This window comes from Psychrobacter sp. BF1 (assembly GCF_019279065.1).
Taxonomy (GTDB): Bacteria; Pseudomonadota; Gammaproteobacteria; order Pseudomonadales; family Moraxellaceae; genus Psychrobacter; species Psychrobacter urativorans.
Genome location: NZ_JAGYWV010000002.1, coordinates 237,068 through 261,573, shown reverse-complemented (window position 1 = coordinate 261,573; position 24,506 = coordinate 237,068). Strand labels below are relative to the sequence as shown.

Genomic DNA, 24,506 nt, shown 5'->3' with positions numbered 1-24,506 from the left:
AGTAGCTAAAAGTAAATCGCTTATTGATGATAGCTGACTAACGATCTTTTGTTAACCGCATTATTAGGATATATAGCACGCAAAATGATTGGTTTCTATAACGTGTTATTACCTAAACGAAAGGCTGTGACCGCTAGCCATAGCCAGCCTGCAATCATCAGGAGCCCACCGATAGGAGTAATAGCTCCAAACCAACGTGGTGCTCCTAAAGTCATCGCATAGAGACTACCGGCGAATATAATCACCCCCAGCTGTAATAACCAGGCACTAGTTTGGCTAGCATAATTGAGACGAATTAATAGGCCAACTAGCAGTAATCCTAGAGCATGGGCTAATAAATATAGAGTTGCAGTATGCCACCAAGCCAGTTGTTCAGCATTGGCTATACCTTTGAGACCATGAGCGCCGAAAGCACCTAAAGCAACTGCTAGAGCCATATTGAGAGCCGCAATACCTATCCAATTTACCATGGTCTAACCTTTGAAGTGATTATCGACTATCTAGCTATTAACTACCCACTATTAACCAATCTCAGTTGGGGTAGAGGTTTGCTGCTATTAATAAATAGTTAATAACTAGTGCTACTGATTGCTATAGATAGTGATGGCAAGTGCTATTGAATGTCATCGGGCAAAATGACACTATCGATAGTCATCGCATCACGAATTTTATCCATGGCATTCTTTTCGATCTGACGCACTCGCTCTGCTGAGATGGAGTAGACCGCTGCCAACTCATGCAAAGTGGATTTTTGCTCAGTGAGCCAGCGTTGCTCAACAATATCACGTGAGCGATCATCCAAGGTATCCATCGCCGCTATCAGCGCTGATGAGTTATTCTCTTCCCAATCAGCTTCTTCTACCATTTCGGCAGGGTCAATACCATCTTCTAAGAATAACTGCGGTGCGTAGCGACCATCATCGTCATCACTCGATTGCGTCTCAAAAGAAGCATCGTAAGAGGTCAAACGCGATTCCATCTCTAGTACTTGTTTACGAGTAACATTAAGGTCGTTGGCAATCGCATCGGCTTCTTCTAGAGTCAGCTGATTGTTAGTCTTTTTTAGACTGCGTAGATTGAAGAACAGTTTGCGGTGAGCTTTAGTGGTAGCGACTTTGACGATGCGCCAATTGCGAATCACAAACTCATGTATTTCAGCCTTGATCCAATGCACTGCAAAAGATACTAAGCGTACGCCTTTATTGGGATCAAAGCGTTTGACTGCTTTCATCAAGCCCAAATTACCCTCTTGGATCAAGTCAGCTTGTGGCAGACCATAACCTGAGTAACTACGAGCAATATGAATGACAAAACGCAAATGTGACATCACTAATAATCGTGCTGCCTCAACATCGCCTTCATCGAAATAACGATGAGCCAACTCTTGCTCTTGGGTGGTAGTCAAGATAGGGATTTGATGTACAGTATTGATATAAGCACCCAAATTCACCCCAGGGGCAGACAGATGGGTCGGCATAGCTGGTACTAAATCACGAGTGCTAGTATCTTCTAAAGCACTAGCATCATAAGGCGGACGTTGAGCGGCAGCCTTAAGCGCGGCTTCACGCGCAGGATTTGTTTCAGCATCAGACTGATCATTAGCGGGCTTTTTATCCGCTTTTTCACTAACCGTTTTTTCTACTTTATCTTGTTGCACACTAGTAGCTTTAGCCGTTTTGCTTTGATTATCGTTACCTTCGATTAGCGCATCTTTTAGCTTTGCATCTTTCATTTTAGTATTTTTTGCCTCAGGGCTATTTGGTTTTACAGTTTTTGCTTTTGCACGCTTGGCTTGGGTGCTTTTTACGATTGCGGTCTTAGGATCATTATTTTGAGTTGTCGTCACCGATTCAGTAGCCATATTTTTGACCTTGATTAATAGAAGATAAGTAAACAAAGTTACTGTTTAGATTGAACTTAAAGTTAATGCTTAAAGTTACTGGGCAAATTTGCTATAGAGAGGAAATAGGCAAAATTTTATTATCTTGATTGTAAAGGATAGCAAGGCTTAGTTGCTATCAGTTTTGGTAATGATGAAGTGAAATATTGTATCGAAACTTGCACTAGTCTTAGTTTCAATAGATGCTGGCATAGTTTGGTCAGTAGTGCTTTTATTTAGTATCAGCTGTAACCCTAAAGCATTATTTGCTTGCTGAGTATGCTGACAAAAAGCAGTGATATCGGCCCGTGAATTGGGATCAGTAGCAATGACATATAGCGAATCACCGATAGCCAGATTACGTAGTGCTACTTTAGTTTTTAGCAGGGGCATAGGACAAGCCAAACCTCGACCATCGACTATAGCTTTAATAGTGACCCCATTATTATGTGCTCGTTCAGTGCTTAAACTAGCCGTATCCGACTGAATATCACTGATATAACCTGCTGGCAATAGGCGCAAGTTAGTGACAATCATATCTTTATCAGAGGCTACTAAGGTTGGTGCTAAGCACACTAAGTAGGGCTGGGATGAGATACTATTCGAGCAGTTATCAGCGTTCATAGCAATAGCCTTGGATACCTTGGTTTTATTATGAGAGAGTTACTTGGTAATGCGAAAATGCAAGATCGCTGTTAGTTGTTTATTAGTAGCCAGTCACCAGCAATTAAGGACAAGCCACTAAGCGCAGTAGACTGATTATAACAAACTAGCGCCACAGCAAAGTTGTTGTTTGTGAGCACTACTATTAATACCATTATTAAAATTATCAATGATAGCTAATAGCATTACTGAACAGTAAGGGGATCGAAGACAGTGTTGCACAAAAGTCACGCCGTGCTTAGATATTAGTAGTCAGCAGCAGATTAAAATTGACCTTACGGCAGCAAGCTCTTATAGTCGATTATTGGATACTCCGAATAAAAAGACTTGCTGATAAATTAGGATATGCCCTTGAAGCCTTTTAATCATAGTTATGACCCTAGTGTTTTGCACAGTGCAACAGCTAGCAATCGATTAGATGCTGAGCTGCGCAGCCTTAGTAGTAAAGCGCCGTTGCCAGCTAAGTCAGTTGCTGGCCAGCTTTGGGTGCCTAGGGTAAAGCTATTATTAATTGGCTTAGCCAGTAGTCTTATGTATAACAGTTATGCAGCGCCTACTACTACATCTATCCTGGCAAAAGACAGTGTAGCTTCTGCACCCGCTGTGAACTATGGCTCATGGCAGCAGCCTAGCACAGAAGTATTGGCGTTACCCAACTTACGTGGTGACAGTCTTAGCTTCGCTGAACAGTATCAAAACAAGCTGCTGGGAGAATGGTCGCTACAGAGTATCAATGGGCAAGTGAAGATGGAGCATGACCCTTGGATTCAAGAGACGGTCAAGGAGATGACTTGGCGACTTAATGCGCAAGTGCGCCAGCAAGCTCCGATGGCGGTAGTGATCATTGATAGTCCCACTATTAACGCTTTTGCTGCGCCAGGAGGGCTAATCGGTATTAATACGGGCACTATTAGCGCTGCCAAAAGTATGGATGAGCTAGCAAGTGTAGTCGCTCATGAAGTTGCGCACATTAGTCAGCGTCATTATGAGCATAGCGCTGATGAGCGTAAAAAGGCGCTGCTATTGCAAGTAGGCGGTATGATAGCGGCGATAGCGGCTACCGCTGTTGATGGTGACGCCGCCGCCGCCGTGATGATGGGTAGCCAAACAGCAGCTATGAACAGTGGCATGGCGTTTAGTCGTAGCAATGAGCGTGAAGCGGACCGTGTTGGCATGCAAATCATGAATCAGGCTGGCTACAATCCACGGGCGATGGCCAGCTTCTTTGCTATCATGAATGATCAAGGACAGTTAAATCAAGTTGAGAATCAGTTTTTACCTAGCTTTATACGTTCGCATCCGTTAAGTAATGAGCGCTTAAGTGAATCGCAAAGCCGTGCTCAACGTTATCCTAATTTGTCATTGAATCAGCAGCAGCGTCATCAAGCCCTATTTGATTTACTCTATTGGCGGGTACAAAGTACCGGTAAGCGTATGACCCAAACCGCCCTGATGAGTGCTGCTGAAAATAGCGTTGGCGCCAAACTAGCGTTAATGCATTGGTATGGGGAACAGCAACGTTTTGCTGAGGCGCAGCAACTATACAAAGCCCTCAGGGCGTTGCCGCTATCTGAGCAACAGTTGCTAGAGCCGCTGTTATCTATTACTCAAAGCCAAATACTAGTTGAGCAAAATAAATGGGCACAAGCAGCGCAGATTTTGCAGTCGCAACAGAGTCTATATCCCGAGCGCCGTGATTTACGCTTATATTTAGCAGATGCGCTGACCAATAGTGGTAATCCTACGCAAGCACAAGCACTGTTAAAGCCGCTAACGCTGCAGCAGCCTAGTGATCGCTATGCTTGGCAGAGCCTACAATTAGCTAATGAAAAAATAGCTAAAACCTCAACGTCGCCACAATTAGCGAAGATTGCCACTATCAATGCCTTACTTTATCGCAGCCATGACCAGCTATGGACTGGACGCTATGATAGTGCAATGACCTCGTTGACCCAAGCCAAGCAGTTGGCTGAGCAAATGCAGGCAAGTGGGCAAGAGAGTAGTGCTCGACCCTTGCTGGCGAATATTACGCAAGAAATTAGCCAAGTAAAAACCGCTAAAGACTATAAGCCTTAAGCGGTATAATTAAGCAGCCGGTTTAGTTAAGTAGCCGGTATAATTGAACAGTCAGCTTAGTGAAAACTGCTTTATCACTCTTTATACAAGCTGTTAACGGTTACCCTTGCAAAGCATCTCTTACTAACTTTGAAATTAACCCAGGATCTGCCCGACCTGCTGTTTTTTTCTTTAGTTCGCCCATCACTGCGCCCATATCACGCATAGAAGTAGCACCTTGCGCAGCGATTTCACTGCTGACTAGCGCGGCAATTTCACTATCATCCATTTGTTTAGGCATGAACTCATTAATAATATCAATCTCGAACTGCTCTTTAACTGCCAAATCTTTGCGATCATTTTCAGTAAAGATAGCTAAAGATTCTTGACGCTGTTTAAGCTGCTTTTGTAGCACATCTAACACATCGGCATCTTCAAGTTCGATACGACGATCAATCTCGATTTGTTTGATTACTGCATGCACATTGCGTAGAACTTTTACACGCTCTATTTCGCGAGCTTTCATAGAAGTGACGATAGTGTCTGCTAAATGCTGTTTAAGTGGACTCATAGCTATTATTATTCCTAATCAGTTAACCGTGTGAAGTAAGATCAAAACTTATTGATACCACTCAGTGATAAAAATTGTAGCATAAAAAACGCCACTGATATCGATAGATAACAGTGGCATTAGTATAACGCTTGTAGTTATTGATAGGCCAATCAGTGATTAGCCTAAATAACTATTAGTACATACGTGTAGTACGTACAGTATCACGTTGTGTTTTTTTCTTATAACGCTTCACAGCAGCGGCTTTCTTGCGCTTGCGCTCTTGCGTTGGTTTTTCATAAAACTCACGCTTACGCACGTCTGATAAAACACCAGCTTTTTCGCAAGCACGCTTAAAGCGGCGGATAGCGATATCAACTGGTTCGTTTTCTTTAACCTTAACTGCAGGCATGAAGACTCCTTATAGGGATGAGATACATAAAGGCATTAGTTTGGCTGTATAGTAATATTTAGTCGCAATATCTCAAGATCGCAGACATCAGCTCAAACTAGGATAGTCTTGCGCAATAGCACAAGGCCGATTATTTTAATCAAAAACCTGAGAAAAGTCAAAGATTTTAATATATGTATTCTACAAAACTAGTATAAATTCCTTACTGACTATAACGATTTATGCTTACTTTATGCTATGATAATTTTAGGCTGACGGTAGCTAAATTCACGCTTTTATGTCAATTTTATTAAGGATGTTGGGATGAGCAAAGCAGTATCAAAATTAGGGTCAAAAAACCCATTAAGCACTGCATTATTGACTACGCTAGTGCTGGCGTTAGGTATTAGCATCAGTGCTTGTAGCAGTGAGCCTGAAGCTGGAGCAGAGTCAGAAGAGATCTTGGCAGTGGATCGCGTTGATCAAGCAGCTGATATTGCTCGCCAGTTAGCGCCAAAAGCAGAAGATATGAAGTTCCCAGCGACTGCTCCTGCCCCTGTAGTTGCGGCCGAAGCCACTCCTGCTGCTGGTGATATGGCCGTAGCAGCAGATGGCGCAGCAGCTCCAGCCGCTGAGCCTACTGAAGATCTAGCGGTCAATGTTGGGGCAGAGCTTTATAATAAGAAATGCATGGCTTGTCATGCCGCTGGTGTTCTTAATGCACCAAAATATGGTGATGCAGCAGCTTGGGCACCCCGTATTGCTAAAGGTAAAGAGACTTTATACACTCACGCATCAAAAGGCTTCAATCAGATGAATGCGCAAGTAAATGCAGAAGTTAGTGAAGAGCAAGTCCATGCGGCCGTAGACTATATGGTAGCTGCTGCGAGTTAAGGCTAGTTAAGTGCTTGACGCTGCTGCTAAACTCTACCAATCAAACTGCAAAGTTTGCCGCGCTAATGGTTTATTAACTGCGCTAAAATATGCTGACAAAGTAGCTTGGAGCACAAGTATTAGCGAAGATAAAAAAACGCTATATATGCATTCAGCTCAAGGTTTTAATAAGATGCCCGCACAAGTTGTGAATGGCGTTACTAAAGTGCAAGTCAAAGCCTGTGTTGATTAAATGTTAGAAGCAGTTAGCTAATATCAGCTGTAGGCTGTTGAAATTTGTTAAACTAACCGTCATTGTAAACTGCGATGACGGTTTTTTTGTGGCTACAATCAGCCACTCTTTAGCTATAAATAACAGTGAAAACCCTATAAAGGCCATAGCATGAAAGTATTAGGTTTAGAGACCTCTTGTGATGAAACTGGTTTGGCTATTTTTGATAGTGAGCAGATCAATAGTAGAAATCAGGGTTTACTCGGACAAGTACTGTACTCACAAATAGAGTTACACGCCCTCTATGGTGGCGTAGTACCGGAACTGGCTAGTCGGGATCATATTCGAAAGTTAGTACCGCTATTTGATGAGTTATTAGAGCAGTGCAATATCAGTAAAGATGAGATTGATGCGATTGCTTATACTAAGGGCCCGGGGTTAATTGGGGCTTTAATGACTGGGGCATTATTTGGCCGTAGCTTGGCCTATGGCTTAGATATCCCAGCGATTGGCATCCATCATATGGAAGGCCATTTACTAGCGCCTTTAATGGGCGCTAATCCGCCAGATTTTCCTTTTGTCTCGCTACTAGTATCTGGTGGTCATACCTTACTTATCGCCGCTCGAGGAGTAGGCGAGTACGAGATACTTGGTGAGTCTATCGACGATGCGGCAGGGGAGTGCTTCGATAAAGCAGCCAAGATGCTAGGCTTAGCTTATCCGGGTGGCCCCAATATCGCCAAGCTTGCGGAGACTGGTGATGCCAACGCTTATTCGTTGCCTCGACCTATGCTGCATCGTGGTTTAGACTTCTCCTTTAGCGGGATGAAAACCGCCGTGCATAACCTTATCAAAGACACGCCTGGCTCAGGTATGGGCTCTGCTAGTGATCCACAAGTACGTGCCGATATTGCGGCTAGTTTCCAACATGCAGTAGTCGATACTTTAGTGAAGAAATGCGTCAAGGCGCTCAAGCAAGCTGATATGAGTCGCTTAGTAATTGCTGGTGGGGTCAGTGCCAATAGTCATCTGCGCACTACTTTAGAAACTGAATTGGCCAAAATAAATGCCACAGTACATTATGCACCGCCGGCACTCTGTACGGATAATGGGGCGATGATCGCTTATGCCGGTTATCAGCGTTTGCAGGCCGGACAAGCCGATGACTTAGCGGTCAGCTGTGTACCTCGTTGGCCGATGACTGAATTGCCAGCCTTATAGATGGTTGTTAAATTTTTAGAGTTTAAAACTTTACCACCTTAACGATTTAAGGTTTTATGACCTTAAAGTTTTATAGTAAAAAGCTGACAGTTTTATGGAAAAGGATAGGTTATGCAGTGGTTAGCTATCGGTTTAGGTGCTGCCATAGGCGCTTGTCTACGGGCATGGCTTGGGCGCTTTAATCCATTACACAGTTGGATACCGCTTGGTACTCTTAGTGCTAATATCTTAGGTGGCTTATTAATAGGGCTAGCATTAGTCTGGTTCGAGCGCATGGGCAGCAATGTACCCGCTAATGCAAAACTGTTTATTATTACTGGATTCTGCGGTGGTCTGACAACTTTTAGCACTTTTAGTGCTGAAGTTTTTGCCTTACTCAATGATGGGCGTGTGCTACCCGGCCTTGGTCTAGTGGGCCTACACGTAGGCCTGACTTTATTGGCGACTGCTATTGGCTTTTATTTATTTAAAAGTATTTTATAATTAATAATCAACAGCTATAACGGCTTAACAATCCCTTCTAACAAGCCAGCAAAGCCTTGCATGTAGGCGGTATCTTGACTTGAGCTGCGCGTCGCAGCATAGAGCTGACAATAGACGCCATTACCTAGTGGACGCGAAACTACCCAGCCTTTTTTCTCATATTCCGCTACTACCCAATCGGGTAAGGCCGCTACTCCACGTTCACTAGCAACCAGCTGTATCAGCATTGCCGTCAGCTCAGTAGTACGAATATTGTTGAAGTTTACTTGTGCAGGGGTCATAAAGTTGGCGATGATATCTAAGCGCTTAACTTCGACTGGATAAGCAATCAGAGTCTCAGTGGTTAGATCATCAGGACGTATAAAGTCTCGCTCGGCTAAATCATGTAAAGGCGATAGCACTAAGCGACTTTCATACTCAAATAATGGCTTATAACTCAGACCTTCTATCGGCAAATTACTAGTAGTAATCAATAGATCAATATCACCTTCCATCAATAGATGATGTGGCTCAGGCTCAAAGCCAGTAGCGAAATCCAACTCTACGTCAGACCACTCACGGCGATAGCGATTAAGTATCGGCATCAACCAATCAAAGCAGCTATGGCACTCCGATGCTAAACGTAGTCTGCCTGCTTGACCGTGAGCTAAACGTTTAAGGTTGGCTTTAGTGCGAGAGACTTGTGGCATTATGCTATCAGCTAGGGCCAATACCGTTTTGCCCGCTGGAGTAAAAGTAAGGGGGCGAGTACGGCGATTAACTAAGCTAATATCGTAGTAGTTTTCCAGCTCCTTTAACTGATGGGAGACAGCAGAGGCTGTCACATGTAGCTCATCAGCTGCAGCCGCTAGCGAACCATGTGCTCGCAAAGCGGTTAAGGTATTAAGATGGCGAAGCTCTAACATAAGATGACCTGAGTTTTATATTTATTTAAATCAGTTGTTAAGCCAGTATTTAAACTAATCCTTGCAACCTCTGTTAACGTCGACGTAGTAATAGCTGCGAGATCACTACTAATACTAGAGAGGCGGCTAGCAATAAGGTACCAATAGCGTTGACTTCAGGTTTAAGCCCTACACGTACCATCGAATAAATCCTTAGCGGCAGAATCTCGTAGCTAGGGCCAGTGACAAAGGTCGATACTACTACATCATCGAGCGATAAGGTGAAAGCGAGCAGCCAACCAGCCATCACTGCTGGCAATATTACTGGGATCAGCACAGTGCGTATCATCGTCGATTCGCTGGCCCCTAAGTCACGTGCAGCCTCCATTAAGCTCTCATCTAAGCTACTCAAACGGGCAAATACGGTAATCACCACAAAGGGCAAACAGAAGGTAATGTGCGCTAGTAACAGCGACACAAAGCCCAGCTCTAAGCCAATCAATAAAAACAGGGTCAACAAAGAAATAGCCAGTACAATCTCAGGCGACATCATCAACACGAATAACAAGCCGTTCAATAGCCCTTTACCGCGAAAATTATAGCGATGCAAGGCCATAGCAGTCAGTACCCCTATCAAAGTTGATACAGTAGCCGCCACTAACCCTAAGATAATAGAGTGCCAAAACGAATCAAGCATCGCCTGATTTTTAAATAGAGATTCGTACCACTTTAAGCTAAAACCGTCCCAGTTATAGCCTGTTTTTGACTTATTAAAAGACATCACTACTAGCACAATGATAGGCAAATATAGCAAAGCGTAGATCAGTCCTAAATAGCCTTTAGCAGCGATACTACCGATCTTACCGTTCATTTTTATAGGGCGCGAATTAGACATTAGGCCACCTCATTAAAGTCAGTCTTGCCAATTCGGCGACTACTAGCTCGATAAGCCAGTAATAATACCGCCATAGCTAAAGTTAACAGCACACTAGCCGCCGCACCAAATGGCCAATCTCGTGCATCTAGGAATTGGTTTTTTATCACATTCCCGACTAATAAATTACGTGAGCCGCCCAAGATATCAGCGACATAGAACATGCCCATGGCTGGTAGTAATACCAGCAGCACCCCAGAGATAATACCAGGAGTAGTCAAGGGTAGAACGACATGCCAAAAAGTCTGTGATCTTGAGGCACCCAAATCTTGCGAGGCCAATAGCATGTCATCACGCAAGTCAGTAAACACTGCATATAAAGGCAACACCATAAAGGGAAATAGCAAATAAGTCAGGCCAACAATAACTGATCCTTGGGTATATAACATATCGATAGGAGTGTCGATGATGCCAATCGCCAACAGCGCTTTGTTGAGCAAGCCATTAGTCGCCAGCAGTAACTTTAGCGCATAAACTCGCACTAATGAATTGGTCCAAAACGGCAATATTAATAGCAACATCAGCAAGGGTTGCCAGCGTGCCTTAGTTCTGGAGACGAGCCAAGCAAAGGGGTAGCCCAGCAGCAAGCAAATAAGAGTAGTGATACCTGCCATCCACAGCGAGTGCACAAACACCTCAAAATACAGTGGATCAACCATGCGTACATAGCTGTCAATACTGACCGGTAAGCTAATGAAGTCGCTAGTATCACGAGTCAAAAAGCTCACTGCTATTACCAATATATTTGGCAGTAGCGCAAAGATCAGCAGCCACCCCCAAATAAGCCATAACGTAGTGGTGCGAAATATACTTTTATTGCTCAGATGAGTAGCGCTTTTACCTGCCATTAGCTCAAATCCTTATGCACAGTTGCGCTACTCATATCGAAAATGGCTTTAGGTACGACTTCATCATCGATAGAGCCGTCATTAGGCAATACCCATTCCCAACCGTCGACCCAAGTGACTTTCACCGGCTCATTCATTTTGTAATCAAAGCTAGGGTCATCTTCATCAAAGAACTCTGAGGCTTTTATAATATGGCCATTATCCAACTCAATAATAGAGTCTAGAGTACTGCCTTTGTAGTTACTCTCAATTACTCGACCTAGCAATCCAGAGTGAGTGCTGTCATTGGCTTCATAAATACGTAAGTCCTCTGGACGCAGTAGTAAATTAACGATATCACCAACCTTTACATCACTAACAAAGTTAGGACGGCGTAGATTACGCAAAGTAGCCGGTGTTGCTTGTGCTTGCGCCTCGCAGACTTCGACTTCGATACGGCCGTTAGTAACGAGTCCATCACGATCTGGCTGTTGCGGATAGACGTTCTTTACTTCAGCCTTAAATAGATTGGTTTCACCGATGAATTTGGCAGTAAATAGATTCGCTGGAGTTTCATAGATCTCAATAGGAGTGCCAATCTGCTGGAACTTGCCATCTTTCATCACTGCAATACGATCGGACATCGACAGCGCTTCTTCTTGATCGTGAGTGACGAATACAAAGGTGATACCTAGCTCACGTTGCAGACGTTTGAGCTCTGATTGCATCTGCAAGCGTAGCTTATAATCAAGCGCTGAGAGTGGCTCGTCTAGAAGGAGTAACTTGGGACGGTTGATCACCGCACGAGCAATAGCCACCCGCTGCTGCTGACCACCAGACAAGTCTTGCGGACGACGATTGGCCAAAGCTTCTAGCTGCACCATTGCTAACATATCGCGCACTCGAGTTTGAATCTCATCCTTCGGTACTTTTTTAAGCTTTAGCCCATAAGCAACGTTTTGCGCTACGGTCATATGAGGGAATAGAGCATATTGTTGAAATACGGTATTGACCGGACGTTTATCAGCAGATAGCCCAGCCATTTGTACCCCATCTAACTGAATATTTCCGGCTGTCGGTTGCTCAAAGCCGGCAATAAGGCGTAGCAAAGTCGTCTTACCACAGCCCGATGGGCCTAATAAAGTTAGGAACTCACCTTGTTTAATATCCAGATTGATATCTGTTAATACTTCGGTTTTATCATAGGACTTTTTTAGCCCAGTTATTTTTAGTAGGGTATCAGTAGCAGCAGGTGCTTGAGGGTTTACGTCTGAGTCAGTCATGATCGAGATTCCTAAGAGACCAAAATAGAAGGTGTCTGTAGTTAGAGAGCAGTTAGGTAATATGCTTAATATAAACGCTTAACGTCGAGACCTAATAGTAAAGCTTGGCATTAGGCATAAGCTCAATGTAATTGTTGCGTATTATAACAAACCTTCCCTATAAGTTGCTGCAAGTTACGCAGGCTATACTTTATTGCGCCTAAACTATGGCGTTACCGTTTAGTTGACTGACTGCCTAAGATTTCATTGAGTGCTAATCACTGTAGCTGTGCTGATAGGTCTGGCTAATATAAAAGCCCATACGGTTTGAAAACAGCTAATAAACTGAGGGCTGACATAACGGTTTACAAACAGCTAATAAACTGACAGATGACATAATATGAGGGCTATTTGATGCTTTTATGACAGCCATCTGTATTGGTCAATGACTAAGCGACAGCTGCTAATATTAAATTTTTTATTATTATTTTACTTTTATTGCTATACAATAATTTTGATACTAATGAATAATATAACCCATTTATAATCAAGGATTGCTAATGCCTAATGCTAATCGCCCAAAAACAGGAACTGAAGCGCTTGCATTGCTTAAAGAGGGCAATAGGCGCTATGTGGATAGTTTAACTAGTGATCCATCGATGCAGCGTCGTCCAGAATTAGTCAGAGATCAAGATCCGCTAGCTATTATTTTAGGCTGCTCGGATGCTCGGGTGCCCGTAGAAATTGTCTTCGATCAAGGTTTAGGTGATTTATTTGTGATCCGAGTAGCCGGTAATATAGTAGCACCGTCACAAATCGGTTCTATTGAGTTCGCTGCTGAAAAGTTCGATACTAAATTAGTAGTCGTACTAGGTCATTCAAATTGTGGAGCGGTAAGCGCTTGTGTAGATACCCTAATTAATCCTGAGAAAAACTATTCACCAAATTTACAGTCTATCGTTGATCGTATCCGTCCAAGTGTCTATAACTTACATGAACTGGCCACTGCTAATGGGCAAGATGTGGATGCCGAAGAGCTTATAAATCGCTCTATACGCGCCAATGTACGCATGTCAGTCAGTCAGCTCAAACACGGTTCACGAGCTTTAGAAGATTTATCAAGTACCGGCCAGCTGTTAATCGTTGGCGCAGAATACAATATTGACACTGGCAAAGTACGCTTTTTAGACAGCTAATAAAGTACTCTCCACTAGCAGAAGATAGCGAAGTCGCTGCTAAAGACACTTTGGTTGTTTTTTGCTATAACATTATCGATAGCAGTAATATCTGTGCTAATAACATTATTTTAAAAAGTGAGAATAATTATGTCTAATGACACTAATACTAATAACATCAATGCTAATAACACTAATGCCAATAGCAATGACAGCAGCAATCATATCTCTCAACCTGCGACTAGTATCCAAGTGCCGGGTGTGCAGCCTATCGCTATGGTGACTAGTGGCTTTACCTTTAATCACACTATGCTAAGAGTCAAAGATCCCATTAAGTCTTTGAGTTTTTATACTGGAATTTTAGGTATGAGCTTATTAGCTATCAAAAAGTTCCCCGAAATGGGCTTTGATTTATACTTTCTAGCTAAGTTGACTGATGAGGAGCGTGACAATCTACCAGCGGGTGATGATTTGGCTATCTATGCCTTCCGTCAGCGTGGTATCTTGGAATTGACGCATAATTATGGCACTGAAACTCAGCAGGACTTTAGCTATCATGATGGTAACGAAGAGCCACAAGGCTTTGGTCATATTTGCTTTACTGTGCCCGATTTAGAAGCTGCGGTTGCTTGGTTTGATGATAACAAGGTTGATTTTAAAAAACGTCCAGAACAAGGTAGTATGAAAAACATTGCTTTTATTAAAGATGTTGATGGTTATTGGATTGAGATTGTGCAGGCTGATCTGATGGGCTAGTGCTTTAATCACCATTAGTTTTGCTTATCAAACTCTATAGTCGTTAAGTAATATAGTTTTGTGCTTGATAGTTTTCAATAGCCTAGCGATAAACACCATAAAAAAGACAGGAATAATGATTCTATGCCTACCTCTGATACTGACGTTGCAGCGGCTCCTACGGAAGCTCTGACTTACCAAACTATCACTGGCACTGCTAATGAGCTATTAATAAGCTTTATAGAGCGTGTTCCTTACCTGGTAGCAGCAATAATAGTCATGCTGATTTTTTGGTTGCTATCCAAAGTTTTTAAAAAGGTTGTGATTAAACTATTAGGCAAACAGCGTAACCATCAAAACTTAATCAAAGTCTTTCAGCGAGTAGGCGCGGCGCTGATATTTTTTATTGGTTTTATGATAGCTATGGTAGTTGCTATTCCCGGCTTTACTCCTGCTAAATTAATTGGTGCTTTGGGCATCGGTTCAGTAGCTATCGGCTTTGCTTTTAAAGATATTTTCCAAAACTTGCTATCGGGTATTTTGTTATTGTTATCAGAGCCATTTCGTATCGGCGATCAAATCGTCTCCGGTAGTTTTGAAGGTACCGTTGAAGATATCAAAATCCGTGCTACTACTATTCGTACCTATGATGGTCGACAAGTAGTCATCCCTAACTCAGACCTTTATACCTCGGCCTTGACGGTCAACACCGCTTATAAACAGCGCCGCTTACAGCTAGCTGTGGGCATCGGTTATGCTGATGATATTGAACAGGCCAAAGCACAGATCATCCAAGCGTTAACTAGAGCAGAGACGGTTTCAACCTTAGCTGCACCAAGCGTTATCGCTACTAATTTGGGAGATTCAACGGTTGATTTGATCGTGCGCTGGTTCATTGAAGATGGTACCCAAGCCAACAAAGTGGCTTCTATTGATCAAGTCCTGATCGAAGTCAAAAAAGCGCTGGATAGCGCCGGTATAGATATGCCATTCCCAGTACGTACTTTAGATTTAAGTGATCCTTCAGTATCAGCCATAGCCAAGCAAATAAAGCAGCAACAGGATAAGGATAGCTAGGTTTAGCAACTGGGTTTAGTAAGCAACTGGGGCTGCTAAGTAGTTTGCATAAACCGCTGCTAGCTGTAGTGACTAATTTGAGTAATTGCTGGCCGATCTATGGTCTATTGGCTGGTCAAATTCGTTATGGTAGCTAAGGTTTGAGCACAAAAAAACCGCCACTATCGAGGATAGAGCGGTTTCATAGTTCCACTGAGCTATTAATAGTATTAGTCGTCTTTATCTACTTGGTAATCATCATGGCATGATTTACAGCTTTTACCGACCGCACCAACAGCCATCTTTATATCGTCAGCAGAAGTTGCTGTTTGTGCCACAACATTCAACTCAGCACTAGCCTGCTGAAAATCTTCCGCTTTGGCTTTGAAGTCGGCCATATCAGTCCAAACTGCTTCTTTAGCATTACCAATGGCTGCTTTATCTTCAAAATGAACCCAAGGGCTCTTAGATTCTTCCGCTAAAAATGAGGCTTGCTCTTTTAAAGTTACCGCATCAAAAGTATCAGGCTCTTTTACCATCCCACCTATTGATTTCATGGTATCACCGTAGTTCTTCATGATATCTTGACGGGCTTTTACATCAGGATTGGTAGGGCCGCTACAGGCGCTTAAGCCTAGTGCCAAAGTCATCAAAGTGACGCTAGTGATAGATTTTAATGAGGTAAGGTTATAAAATTTTGACATAGTAAAACTCCTTTATACGTGGCTTGTGATAAGCGTATTAAATCATACTGACCTTAAAGTGCTTATGCAAAAACAAGTGGCTACGTTAGACTAGCTATAAATAAAGTATCTCTTATAAAGTTAAGGTCAGCTACAGGAGCTGACCTTCGGATATGCTAAACGTTTACTAGCAAATCTAATTTTATAACGTAAGACATTTATCTGCTTATCAGAGTTATTATGCCAATAAAGACTATAAAGTCAACCAATCCCGAGGTTTTAAGTAGAAGTCAGTCAATTCAAACTCTGGCGTACCAGCTACAGGCTCGAAGCGGTAGTGCCAACTGGCAAGCGGTGGCATGCTAACTAAGATTGATTCAATGCGGCCATTACTCTGTAAGCCGAACAAAGTTCCACGGTCATAGACTAGATTATATTCAACGTAGCGACCACGACGATAAAGCTGAAATTCGCGCTGCTCGTCAGTATAAGGCAGATCTTTGCGCTGCTCAAAGATGGGAATAATACCGTCGAGGTAGCCCTGACCAACTGCTTGCATAAGTTGAAAACAAGTATCGAAGTCCCAGCCACGACTTTCAGTATTGACATCATCGTAGAACAGACCGCCAACACCGCGCTGCTCATCACGATGACGTAAATGGAAATACTCATCACACCATTGTTTAAAGTCCGAGTAGATATTGTCACCAAAAGGCACACACAAGTCATGACAGACTTGATGCCAATGCACACAATCTGCCAATACTGGATAAAAAGGCGTCAAGTCAAAACCGCCACCGAACCACCAAATAGGCTCTTTACCAGCCGCTTCGGCGACGAATAGACGCACGTTAGCATGGCTAGTAGGGACGTTAGGATTCTTGGGATGTACTACCAAAGACACGCCCAGCGCTTGCGCTTTACGTCCGGCAATATCAGGATGACGAGCAGTTGCTGAGGCTGGCAAGTTGCTGACATGAATATGGCTAAACATCACCCCAGCTTTTTCGATTACCTTGCCATCAGCTAAAATACAAGATCGACCACCGCCACCTTCAGGACGCTCCCAATCATCGGCCACAAAAGTAGCTGTACCGCCGTCAGCGCTTTCTTGCGCTTCTAGGGTCTGACAAATTTTGGCTTGTAGTCCTACTAAAAATTCACGAACTCGTAGTAGATCAGCTGCCGTTACGCCGCCCTCAGATTCTGAAGTGTCTGTGCGGGCAAGGGGTGTAGGATTTAATTTAGGAATAGTCATAAAGATCTCTATTATTATAATGAAGGTTTAGGACTTAGAACTCAGCAGTGGCAACTTAGAACTCAGCAATCGTCAATTCACAAAACGCTCTAACTAATGATCGCTCTAGTATTAAGCATTGAGAAACTAAGGTCTTAATGGTCAGAGGCTTTAAAGCGCTATTTTTTATTATCAAAGTACCAGCAGTGTTCTAAATTTCCGGGTCTAGTAAATGGCCCATGCGATCACGTTTAGTGGCCAAATAATCAGCATTCATAGCATTGACCCCTACTACTAGAGGCACGCGCTCAACCACTTCGATATCATGCTCAGTTAGATAAGCGATTTTGTCTGGATTGTTAGTAATTAGTCGAACCTTGTCAACGGCTACATGAGCCAGCATAGCGCCACACATATCATAAGTGCGAGCATCGGCTGGAAAGCCTAGCATAAGATTGGCATCCAAAGTATCATGACCTTGATCTTGCAGGGCATAGGCTCGGATCTTATTGGTCAAGCCAATTCCGCGACCTTCTTGACGCAAATATAAGATAGCGCCACAGCCTTCCGCTTGAATGGCCTGCATGGCGGTATTTAGTTGCGCCCCACAATCACATTTAAGCGAGCTAAAAGCATCGCCGGTTAGACATTCAGAGTGAATACGTACTAAAGGCACTGTTTTATGATGCTCATCAAGCTGCTGACCTCCGTTATTACTAGCCGCATTTACACTGGGCAAAACCTTGTAAGTTGACTTGTTATTAGTGTTTTCAGCTGAGCGGTCAGTAGCAGTAATAGCAGCCACTTGGTTACTGCTAATGGTGCTAATGGCACTACGCAAGGTATCTTGCTCGTCAACAGGCAGGCCAACTGTGAGCATTACATGCTCTTGACCATCACCGTTTTCAAACATGTGGATATCGAACTCGCCATGACGAGTAGGTAATTTAGCACTGGTAATAAAATGATATGACATTACTGTCCTGCATAGGCCGATGATGTAAACGGTACAAAGTATGAGTGTTATGATTATTGGGCTGATGGCGACCTTGTTAGTAGGTAAGCTATTAGTAACCGATAAATAACAACGATGAGTGCTAGCTATATTGGCATCAATACCCAGAATACTAGTCTACGTTAGCTTTACTAGTCACTTCACTAGCAATAAAACACATAAAATTCACAGAGTAGCCACGATGATTGGAGCGATGGGCTAAAAAAAATGCTATTATGCCATACTATTTTAACAGATACAGTCCCGAGTCTTTGCCCTTACATTACTGTATCGTCATCAACATTTAGTATGAATACTCAGCAACAGTGTTTATTATTGAGTCTTACTATAAATGATTAGTGGCGATGCACTAAACATATCGTTATCTACAATCAATAATTGCAAGCTTTATGCCGCTATTGTCAAGATTGTAGAATATCCATGTCTCCGCATCATAACGATAACGGAGCGCATTTGATAGGGTAAGGCGGCACCTTGTCAGCAGATTGGTAGGTATAGCACGGTTTATGCAGCAGTCACCTCATTCCCCACAGTCTCGGTCAGCGTCTACTTCGACGTCATCAGCTACTGAGTCTGCTGCACACCTAAACGGTTTGCAACAGACTTATGTGACGATTCCGCATACACGTCCTCAGACCTTGTTATTGGATAGTATCGATAATCCCTCTGACCTTAAGACGTTATCTACCGATAAGCTAATCACTCTAGCTGACGAGTTACGCTTGTTTTTATTATATGCAGTTGGTCAAAGTGGCGGTCATTTCGGTGCCAACTTGGGCGTGGTTGAACTTACTATTGCTTTGCATTATTTATTAGATGCACCGCGTGATCAGATTGTCTGGGATGTAGGTCATCAAGCTTATGGTCATAAAGTCCTGACCAGCCGCCGTGAAAAACTCATTGGTATTCGTGCTAAGGCGGGCCTAACGGCGTTTCCTGAGCGTGCAGAATCTATCTACGACACCTTTGGGGTAGGTCATTCATCGACTTCTATTTCAGCCGGCCTAGGCATGAGCTTAGCCTTGCGTTACCAAAAGCGTGAGCAGACAGTCGCTTGTATTATCGGTGATGGTGCTATGAGCGGTGGCATGGCTTTTGAAGCGATGAATGATGCGGTGCAACAAGATGCTGATTTATTGGTTATCCTTAATGATAACGATATGTCTATATCTTGTTCGATAGGGGGCTTTTCACGGCATTTAGCGATGTTGTGGGAGTCCGGCTATCAAGTTGATATTTCAGAAACGGGTGAACCAGTTCTGCGTCAGCGCCCTAGCATGCAGGACTTCGATCGACGCAAACGTCATAAGCAGCATCGTGAGGTGCCTAAGATTGAAGATAATTTATTTAAAGCTATTGGCTTTACCTACTTTGGCCCATTTGACGGTCATAATTTGCCGGAGCTTCTGCGGGTATTAGGTAGAGCCAAGCAGATAAAAGGCCCAGTATTAGTTCATATCTATACTACTAAAGGCAAAGGCTTTGCGCCTGCTGAAGCAGATCCTGTTGGCTTTCATGCCATAGGTAAAGTAGCCGCTGTTGACAGTGTGAAAGATTTGCAGACTAAGCCTGACTTGCAGCAAAAAACGCCTCTGAAGTATTCGCAAGTATTTGGACAGTTTTTGTGTGACAAAGCGCCACAGGATGATAAACTGCTGGCCATTACTCCGGCTATGGAAGAAGGCTCGGGAATGACGGACTTCGCTCGTCAATATCCTGAGCGTTTTTTCGATGTGGCGATTGCTGAGCAGCATGCAGTGACCCTAGCGGCAGGGATGGCTACTCAAGGTGTTAAGCCTATAGTAGCTATTTATTCCACCTTTTTACAGCGCGGCTATGATCAGCTCATTCATGATGTGGCCTTACAGAATCTGGATGTAACCTTTGCCATCGATCGTGCTGGCTTGGTGGGGGAAGATGGGGCAACTCACGCAGGAATATTTGATTTTGCCTTCTTGCGTTGTGTTCCTAATATACTAATTGCTGCCCCTAAAGATGAAAACGAGTGCTACCATCTATTGAATACTTGTTATGAGTATCAAGGCTGTAGTGCCGTACGTTATCCACGTGGTAATGGGGTAGGCGCTGCTATTGAGCTACCAGCACAGCAATATCCAATAGGGCGCGGAGTAGTGGAGTTAGTATTAGGCGCAGATAATGCGGTCACTAAGCTGGCGATTTTAGCCTTTGGTACTTTAGTTGCGACAGCGCAACAAGCTGCTGCTATGCTGATGGATAGTCATACTGATATTCAAGTCCAAGTGGTCAATATGCGCTGGGTCAAACCTCTAGACACTCAACTGTTAGAGAGCTTGATTAGCCAAGGAGTCACCCACATTGCTACTGTAGAAGAGCATGTGATTATGGGCGGCGCTGGCAGTGCGGTAAATGAGTATTTGCTAAATAGCTCGCCGGCCTTTAAGGCTAATAGACCGGCTATTGCTAATATTGGTATTCCTGATAGCTTTTTGGCTCATGGTTCACCTTTAGAGCAGTTAGTTGATGCTGGTTTAGATACGACTGGTGTGGTTGCCCAGTTACAAGCCCTAGTAGTCTGATAGTGGCTGTAATAGGCGCCTACTAAATAGTGGGCTGCTATTACAGCCATTATTTTTATAGCAATTGTTGTTAAACTTACGGTTGCTAAAATCGCTGTTATTAGAGCCACTAGGTAATAATTTCACAGCGCTTTAAAAGCAAAAAACTTTATAGATCATCTCTTTAGAGTTATATTATTTTACAGCTTAAACACTATTTCGTTTTTTATTCCTCAAACAGACAGGTTATTTATGGAACCCATGGTTGTCATCGCAGCGCGTGCTGCTGAAAAAGTTGGTAAAGAGATTTTATACGCGCATCAAAACCGCCATAAAGTTGAATTTGATATTGAGTCAAAAGGTTTAGATGGGCTAGTAACGCGTATCGATCGCTTTAGCGAAAAGTTGACTATTGAGACCTTGAAGAGTAGCTATCCTACTCATTCGTTCTTAGGTGAAGAGTTCGGCATGCAAGAAGGTCGCGGCGAAGATGCTGACTGGTGCTGGATTATTGATCCTCTTGATGGCACCAAAAACTTTGTGCATGGTATTCCACAGTTTTGTGTGTCTATTGCCGTTCAACACAAAGGCGTTACCCAACATGGCGTAGTCTATGATCCTGTCCGTGACGAGATGTTCTCTGCTAGCCGTGGTAAAGGCGCTCGTCTAAATCAGCGCCGGATCAACGTCAGTGAGCGCAAAACTATTGAGGGCGGTCTATTTACTACCGGTCATCCTTTAGAGCGTACACGTAACAATGAAGTGGTTTCTTATGCTAAACAGCATTTTGACAGCTTATTGAAGATTACTGAAGAAGGTGGTCAAATTCGTCGTTTAGGTTCAGCGGCGCTAGATCTATGTTATGTCGCTGCTGGCCGTCTTGATGGCTATTTCGAGATGTCGATTAAGCCGTGGGATATTGCTGCTGGTGAGCTGATCGTTACTGAAGCTCGCGGTACTGTAGTTGATCATACCGGTGCTCATAACTCTATGACTACAGGCTCAATTTTTGCTTGTAATATCAAGTTGTTAAAGCCTTTGATGCAAGTAGTTGTGCCTATCTGGGGCGATGCAGTTTAAGCGATTATTTAGCGACTGCTAAAAGCTAGATAGTGTTTATAAAAAAAGCTGACTCTTTAATAGAGTCAGCTTTTTTGTGCGGCTAATTAAGGCTCAAAGCCGGTTATTGAAGGGTTGTTACTTAAAATTGTTACTTAAAATTGTTACTTAAGGTGATTACTAAAGGCTTATTACCGAAACAGTGTTAATGAAACTTGAGTGTTTAACCTTAAATATTAGCGATTCAATACTGGGCAATGACTACTTCTCACGTAAGCCCAAACGTTTCTCTTCACTGATACTTTCTAACAAGCTCAGCTCTTCTTCGATCAATGCTAGCATATCTTGCACATGAGGCAAGATTTTACTACAAGCGGTAATACAAAATTCAATTTTGTCTTGATAACTAGCCAGAGTAATGTTCAACGCTTGTCCATCTACTAGAATAGAAGCGGGATACAAGGCTTTGAGCGGTGCGCCATTCCAGTACAGCTGCTTTTTGGAACCCGGTACATTGGAGATAATTAAGTTAAAAGCCTGCTTTCTAGGGAACAGCCCGGTGAATACATTTAGTCCTTCCCAAGCATAAGCTACGGCACTGTAATTGATAACTTGTGCTTGGTTCATTCGGCGAAAGCGACGCTTACCACTATTCATACTGTCATGAATCAGTTGCATACGCTTTACTGGATCGTCTAAGTGAGTCGCCAAATTGGCCATCAAAAATGAGATTTGATTGCCAGAGTCGCTATCATCACAACGCAATGACATCGGTACAAAGCCTATCAGTGGCTTAGTGGGTAGGGCATTCATATCCAATAAATAACGACGAATCGCTCCTGAACAAACTGCCAGCACCACGTCATTCTGGTTCATCTCAAAGCTATCAGCGATGCTATAAAAACGCTTAATATCATAAGACTGCGCTGCGATACGCCGCGAGGCTGAAATACGTTGATTAAGTATACTCATAGGCGCATCAAAAGTGCCAACATAATCGATATCGCCACTATGCTTTAGATTGTCTATTAGCTCAGTGAATACCGGTTTGATAGTAGACAGTTGCTCTTTGATGATGCGTATAACTGAACGTGCTGCAGGCTGCACTCTTTCAGCTTTATTGCCATGACGAGTCATCAGCGACCATAGCGGCAACGTCATCGGTTCGGTTGGTGATTGTGACAATGCCTTTTCAACGATGCGCATGGCAGCAATACCATCAACCAAAGAATGGTGGATTTTAAAGTATAAAGCAAAGCGCCCAGGCCTACCTTCGAACTCAGGTAAGATCCCTTCGATGACATGACACTCCCATAGCGGCATAGCGCGATCAAGCAAGCGACTGTGCTCTTTCGATATGTACATCAATAGCTCACGCACCCGACCAGGATTAGGTAGCGCGACATGGCGGAAGTGATGTTCAACATCGAACTGATCGTCTTGTTTCCAAAAAATTAAATTTTCTAGCACTTGGTTAAAAGGAAAACTTGGCGGCACCGTTGAGGTCTGCATCTGCTGCACTAATTTATAAACAAAATCGCTATCGGCACTTTGTTCATCTTCAGGGAGCTCAAACAAAAACAAACCACCGACATGCATAGGTTGTTTGCGCGACTCTAACAGTAAAAATAATTGATCAACGGCGGTCATAAGTCGCATAATAAGTCCTTTTACGGCGATTAGTAATTAATGAGATGATAACTTATAAAAATTTACTAAAAAATTTTAGCCAAGTTGGCAGTGGACAGCTTATCGAAAGCAGTTACCTACCAACTTGTTATTGCAAAGTTTTTATTGGAAAAAATAGCCAGTTTGCGGTGAGCTGGCAGTAGCCATTCTGCGCATCGGCATACGTCCTGCCAAAAATGCTTGGCGTCCTGCCCAAACCCCATGCTTCATCGCCTGCGCCATCATTACCGGATTTTGTGCATTGGCAATCGCTGAGTTCATTAGCACCCCATCACAGCCAAGCTCCATGGCAATAGCGGCATCTGATGCCGTACCTACGCCAGCATCTACTAGCACTGGTACTTTAGCATTTTCAATTATCAAGCTGAGTGTATGGCGATTGAGAAGACCTAGACCTGAGCCAATCAAGCTACCCAAAGGCATGATAGCTACGCAGCCCATGCTCTCAAGCTCTTGTGCGACTATCGGGTCATCTGAGGTATAAACCATGACCTCAAAACCATCATCGATCAAAATTCTAGCTGCTTTTAGCGTTTCCATAACATTGGGATAGAGACTAGTCTCATCGCCCAACACTTCTAACTTCACTAGATTATGCCCTCCTAATAGCTCGCGAGCAAGCTTACAAGTGCGCACGGCACTATCACTATCATAGCAGCCAGCAGTGTTTGGCAGAATAGTGTATTTATCTGGAGAGATTACATCTAATAGATTGGGTTCATTACGGTTCTGGCCTATATTAGTTCGACGAATAGCTACGGTAACGATTTCTGCAGCAGAGGCGGCAATGGCTGCACCAGTCTCGTTCATGTCTTTATATTTACCGGTACCAACCAACAATCGTGATGAAAAAGTACGGCTGCCTACTGTAAAGCTGTCTGAGCCTAATGAGTTTTGTTGATTAGTAGTGGCTTCTTGGGTGTTAGCTTGTGACATAGATAGAGTCCTGATAACGGATAGGCAATAAAAGTAAAACAGCGACTAAAGTTAGGCTGGATTAATCAGCCCTTTATAGCGATTAGTGATCGCTATAGGCAGCTATCAACTCAGCGAATAAAGCATAGAG

At 43.3% G+C, this 24,506-nt stretch carries 24 protein-coding genes; 10 read left to right on the top strand and 14 right to left on the bottom strand.

What is annotated here, in order from left to right:
• Positions 1-95: 95 nt before the first annotated feature.
• The 3 genes from KZA12_RS03990 to KZA12_RS03980 all read right to left on the bottom strand — a co-directional run bounded on the left by KZA12_RS03990 (position 96) and on the right by KZA12_RS03980 (position 2,503).
• A complete protein-coding gene (locus KZA12_RS03990; RefSeq protein ID WP_216581391.1) occupies positions 96-470 on the bottom strand; it encodes a DUF423 domain-containing protein in 375 nt (124 codons plus the stop codon).
• Between the two features lie 143 nt (positions 471-613).
• Positions 614-1,477: an RNA polymerase sigma factor RpoH gene (gene rpoH, locus KZA12_RS03985; RefSeq protein WP_201621943.1), complete on the bottom strand. Its 864-nt coding sequence runs from the start codon at positions 1,475-1,477 to the stop codon at positions 614-616.
• Positions 1,478-2,008: 531 nt separating this feature from the next.
• Entirely contained in the window at positions 2,009-2,503 is a 495-nt protein-coding gene (locus KZA12_RS03980; protein WP_218689301.1) for a sulfurtransferase TusA family protein, read from the bottom strand.
• Between the two features lie 390 nt (positions 2,504-2,893).
• Here KZA12_RS03980 and KZA12_RS03975 point away from each other — a divergent pair, with 390 nt between their 5' ends.
• Positions 2,894-4,618: a M48 family metalloprotease gene (locus KZA12_RS03975; protein ID WP_256932817.1), complete on the top strand. Its 1,725-nt coding sequence runs from the start codon at positions 2,894-2,896 to the stop codon at positions 4,616-4,618.
• 100 nt (positions 4,619-4,718) lie between these two features.
• On the opposite strand, the gene KZA12_RS03970 is transcribed toward KZA12_RS03975, so the two are convergent.
• Both KZA12_RS03970 and rpsU read right to left on the bottom strand, forming a co-directional pair.
• On the bottom strand, positions 4,719-5,168 hold the full coding sequence (locus tag KZA12_RS03970; protein WP_218689300.1) for a GatB/YqeY domain-containing protein: 450 nt from the start codon (positions 5,166-5,168) through the stop codon (positions 4,719-4,721).
• 175 nt (positions 5,169-5,343) lie between these two features.
• Positions 5,344-5,559: a 30S ribosomal protein S21 gene (gene rpsU, locus KZA12_RS03965; RefSeq protein WP_201571244.1), complete on the bottom strand. Its 216-nt coding sequence runs from the start codon at positions 5,557-5,559 to the stop codon at positions 5,344-5,346.
• Between the two features lie 303 nt (positions 5,560-5,862).
• On the opposite strand from rpsU, the gene KZA12_RS03960 reads away from it, so the two are divergent.
• The 4 genes from KZA12_RS03960 (at position 5,863) to crcB (ending at position 8,347) form a co-directional block, all read left to right on the top strand.
• Positions 5,863-6,432: a cytochrome c5 family protein gene (locus tag KZA12_RS03960; protein WP_218689299.1), complete on the top strand. Its 570-nt coding sequence runs from the start codon at positions 5,863-5,865 to the stop codon at positions 6,430-6,432.
• A gap of 10 nt (positions 6,433-6,442) precedes the next feature.
• Positions 6,443-6,664, top strand: coding sequence for a hypothetical protein (locus KZA12_RS03955; RefSeq protein WP_218689298.1), 222 nt, complete (start codon positions 6,443-6,445; stop codon positions 6,662-6,664).
• A gap of 150 nt (positions 6,665-6,814) precedes the next feature.
• On the top strand, positions 6,815-7,864 hold the full coding sequence (tsaD, locus tag KZA12_RS03950) for a tRNA (adenosine(37)-N6)-threonylcarbamoyltransferase complex transferase subunit TsaD (protein WP_218689297.1): 1,050 nt from the start codon (positions 6,815-6,817) through the stop codon (positions 7,862-7,864).
• Positions 7,865-7,975: 111 nt separating this feature from the next.
• Positions 7,976-8,347, top strand: coding sequence for a fluoride efflux transporter CrcB (crcB, locus tag KZA12_RS03945; RefSeq protein WP_218689296.1), 372 nt, complete (start codon positions 7,976-7,978; stop codon positions 8,345-8,347).
• A gap of 14 nt (positions 8,348-8,361) precedes the next feature.
• Here the strand turns inward: crcB and KZA12_RS03940 are convergent, their stop codons facing one another.
• The 4 genes from KZA12_RS03940 to potA all read right to left on the bottom strand — a co-directional run bounded on the left by KZA12_RS03940 (position 8,362) and on the right by potA (position 12,275).
• Positions 8,362-9,252 (bottom strand): LysR family transcriptional regulator, encoded by an 891-nt coding sequence (locus KZA12_RS03940; RefSeq protein ID WP_218689295.1) that lies wholly within the window; start codon positions 9,250-9,252, stop codon positions 8,362-8,364.
• Positions 9,253-9,325: 73 nt separating this feature from the next.
• Complete coding sequence (gene potC, locus KZA12_RS03935) at positions 9,326-10,126, bottom strand: spermidine/putrescine ABC transporter permease PotC (RefSeq protein WP_256932816.1); 801 nt, start codon at positions 10,124-10,126, stop codon at positions 9,326-9,328.
• Positions 10,126-11,013, bottom strand: coding sequence for a spermidine/putrescine ABC transporter permease PotB (gene potB / locus KZA12_RS03930; protein WP_218689294.1), 888 nt, complete (start codon positions 11,011-11,013; stop codon positions 10,126-10,128). The genes potC and potB overlap by 1 nt, the downstream gene beginning before the upstream one ends.
• Complete coding sequence (gene potA, locus KZA12_RS03925) at positions 11,013-12,275, bottom strand: spermidine/putrescine ABC transporter ATP-binding protein PotA (RefSeq protein ID WP_218689293.1); 1,263 nt, start codon at positions 12,273-12,275, stop codon at positions 11,013-11,015. Before potA ends, potB begins: the two co-directional genes overlap by 1 nt.
• 539 nt (positions 12,276-12,814) lie before the next feature.
• Here potA and KZA12_RS03920 point away from each other — a divergent pair.
• From KZA12_RS03920 to KZA12_RS03910, 3 genes are all read left to right on the top strand, one after another.
• Complete coding sequence (locus KZA12_RS03920; protein ID WP_201621719.1) at positions 12,815-13,450, top strand: carbonic anhydrase; 636 nt, start codon at positions 12,815-12,817, stop codon at positions 13,448-13,450.
• Positions 13,451-13,705: 255 nt separating this feature from the next.
• Positions 13,706-14,185, top strand: a complete 480-nt coding sequence (gene gloA, locus KZA12_RS03915; RefSeq protein ID WP_227677109.1) for a lactoylglutathione lyase — start codon at positions 13,706-13,708, stop codon at positions 14,183-14,185.
• A gap of 123 nt (positions 14,186-14,308) precedes the next feature.
• Entirely contained in the window at positions 14,309-15,241 is a 933-nt protein-coding gene (locus KZA12_RS03910; RefSeq protein WP_218689291.1) for a mechanosensitive ion channel family protein, read from the top strand.
• Positions 15,242-15,450: 209 nt separating this feature from the next.
• Here KZA12_RS03910 and KZA12_RS03905 read toward each other — a convergent pair whose 3' ends face one another.
• The 3 genes from KZA12_RS03905 to ribA form a co-directional block, all read right to left on the bottom strand.
• Positions 15,451-15,924: a cytochrome c gene (locus KZA12_RS03905; RefSeq protein ID WP_201621722.1), complete on the bottom strand. Its 474-nt coding sequence runs from the start codon at positions 15,922-15,924 to the stop codon at positions 15,451-15,453.
• Positions 15,925-16,156: 232 nt separating this feature from the next.
• Positions 16,157-17,161, bottom strand: coding sequence for an oxygen-dependent coproporphyrinogen oxidase (gene hemF / locus KZA12_RS03900; RefSeq protein WP_201621723.1), 1,005 nt, complete (start codon positions 17,159-17,161; stop codon positions 16,157-16,159).
• A gap of 190 nt (positions 17,162-17,351) precedes the next feature.
• On the bottom strand, positions 17,352-18,116 hold the full coding sequence (ribA, locus tag KZA12_RS03895; protein ID WP_218689290.1) for a GTP cyclohydrolase II: 765 nt from the start codon (positions 18,114-18,116) through the stop codon (positions 17,352-17,354).
• A gap of 545 nt (positions 18,117-18,661) precedes the next feature.
• Here ribA and dxs point away from each other — a divergent pair.
• Complete coding sequence (gene dxs, locus KZA12_RS03890; RefSeq protein ID WP_218689289.1) at positions 18,662-20,713, top strand: 1-deoxy-D-xylulose-5-phosphate synthase; 2,052 nt, start codon at positions 18,662-18,664, stop codon at positions 20,711-20,713.
• Between the two features lie 231 nt (positions 20,714-20,944).
• Positions 20,945-21,772, top strand: a complete 828-nt coding sequence (locus tag KZA12_RS03885) for an inositol monophosphatase family protein (protein WP_201621726.1) — start codon at positions 20,945-20,947, stop codon at positions 21,770-21,772.
• Positions 21,773-22,012: 240 nt separating this feature from the next.
• Here the strand turns inward: KZA12_RS03885 and KZA12_RS03880 are convergent, their stop codons facing one another.
• Together KZA12_RS03880 and KZA12_RS03875 are read right to left on the bottom strand one after the other, a co-directional pair.
• Entirely contained in the window at positions 22,013-23,410 is a 1,398-nt protein-coding gene (locus tag KZA12_RS03880; RefSeq protein WP_201621727.1) for a wax ester/triacylglycerol synthase family O-acyltransferase, read from the bottom strand.
• Between the two features lie 132 nt (positions 23,411-23,542).
• A complete protein-coding gene (locus KZA12_RS03875; protein ID WP_218689288.1) occupies positions 23,543-24,376 on the bottom strand; it encodes a thiazole synthase in 834 nt (277 codons plus the stop codon).
• Between the last annotated feature and the right edge of the window lie 130 nt (positions 24,377-24,506).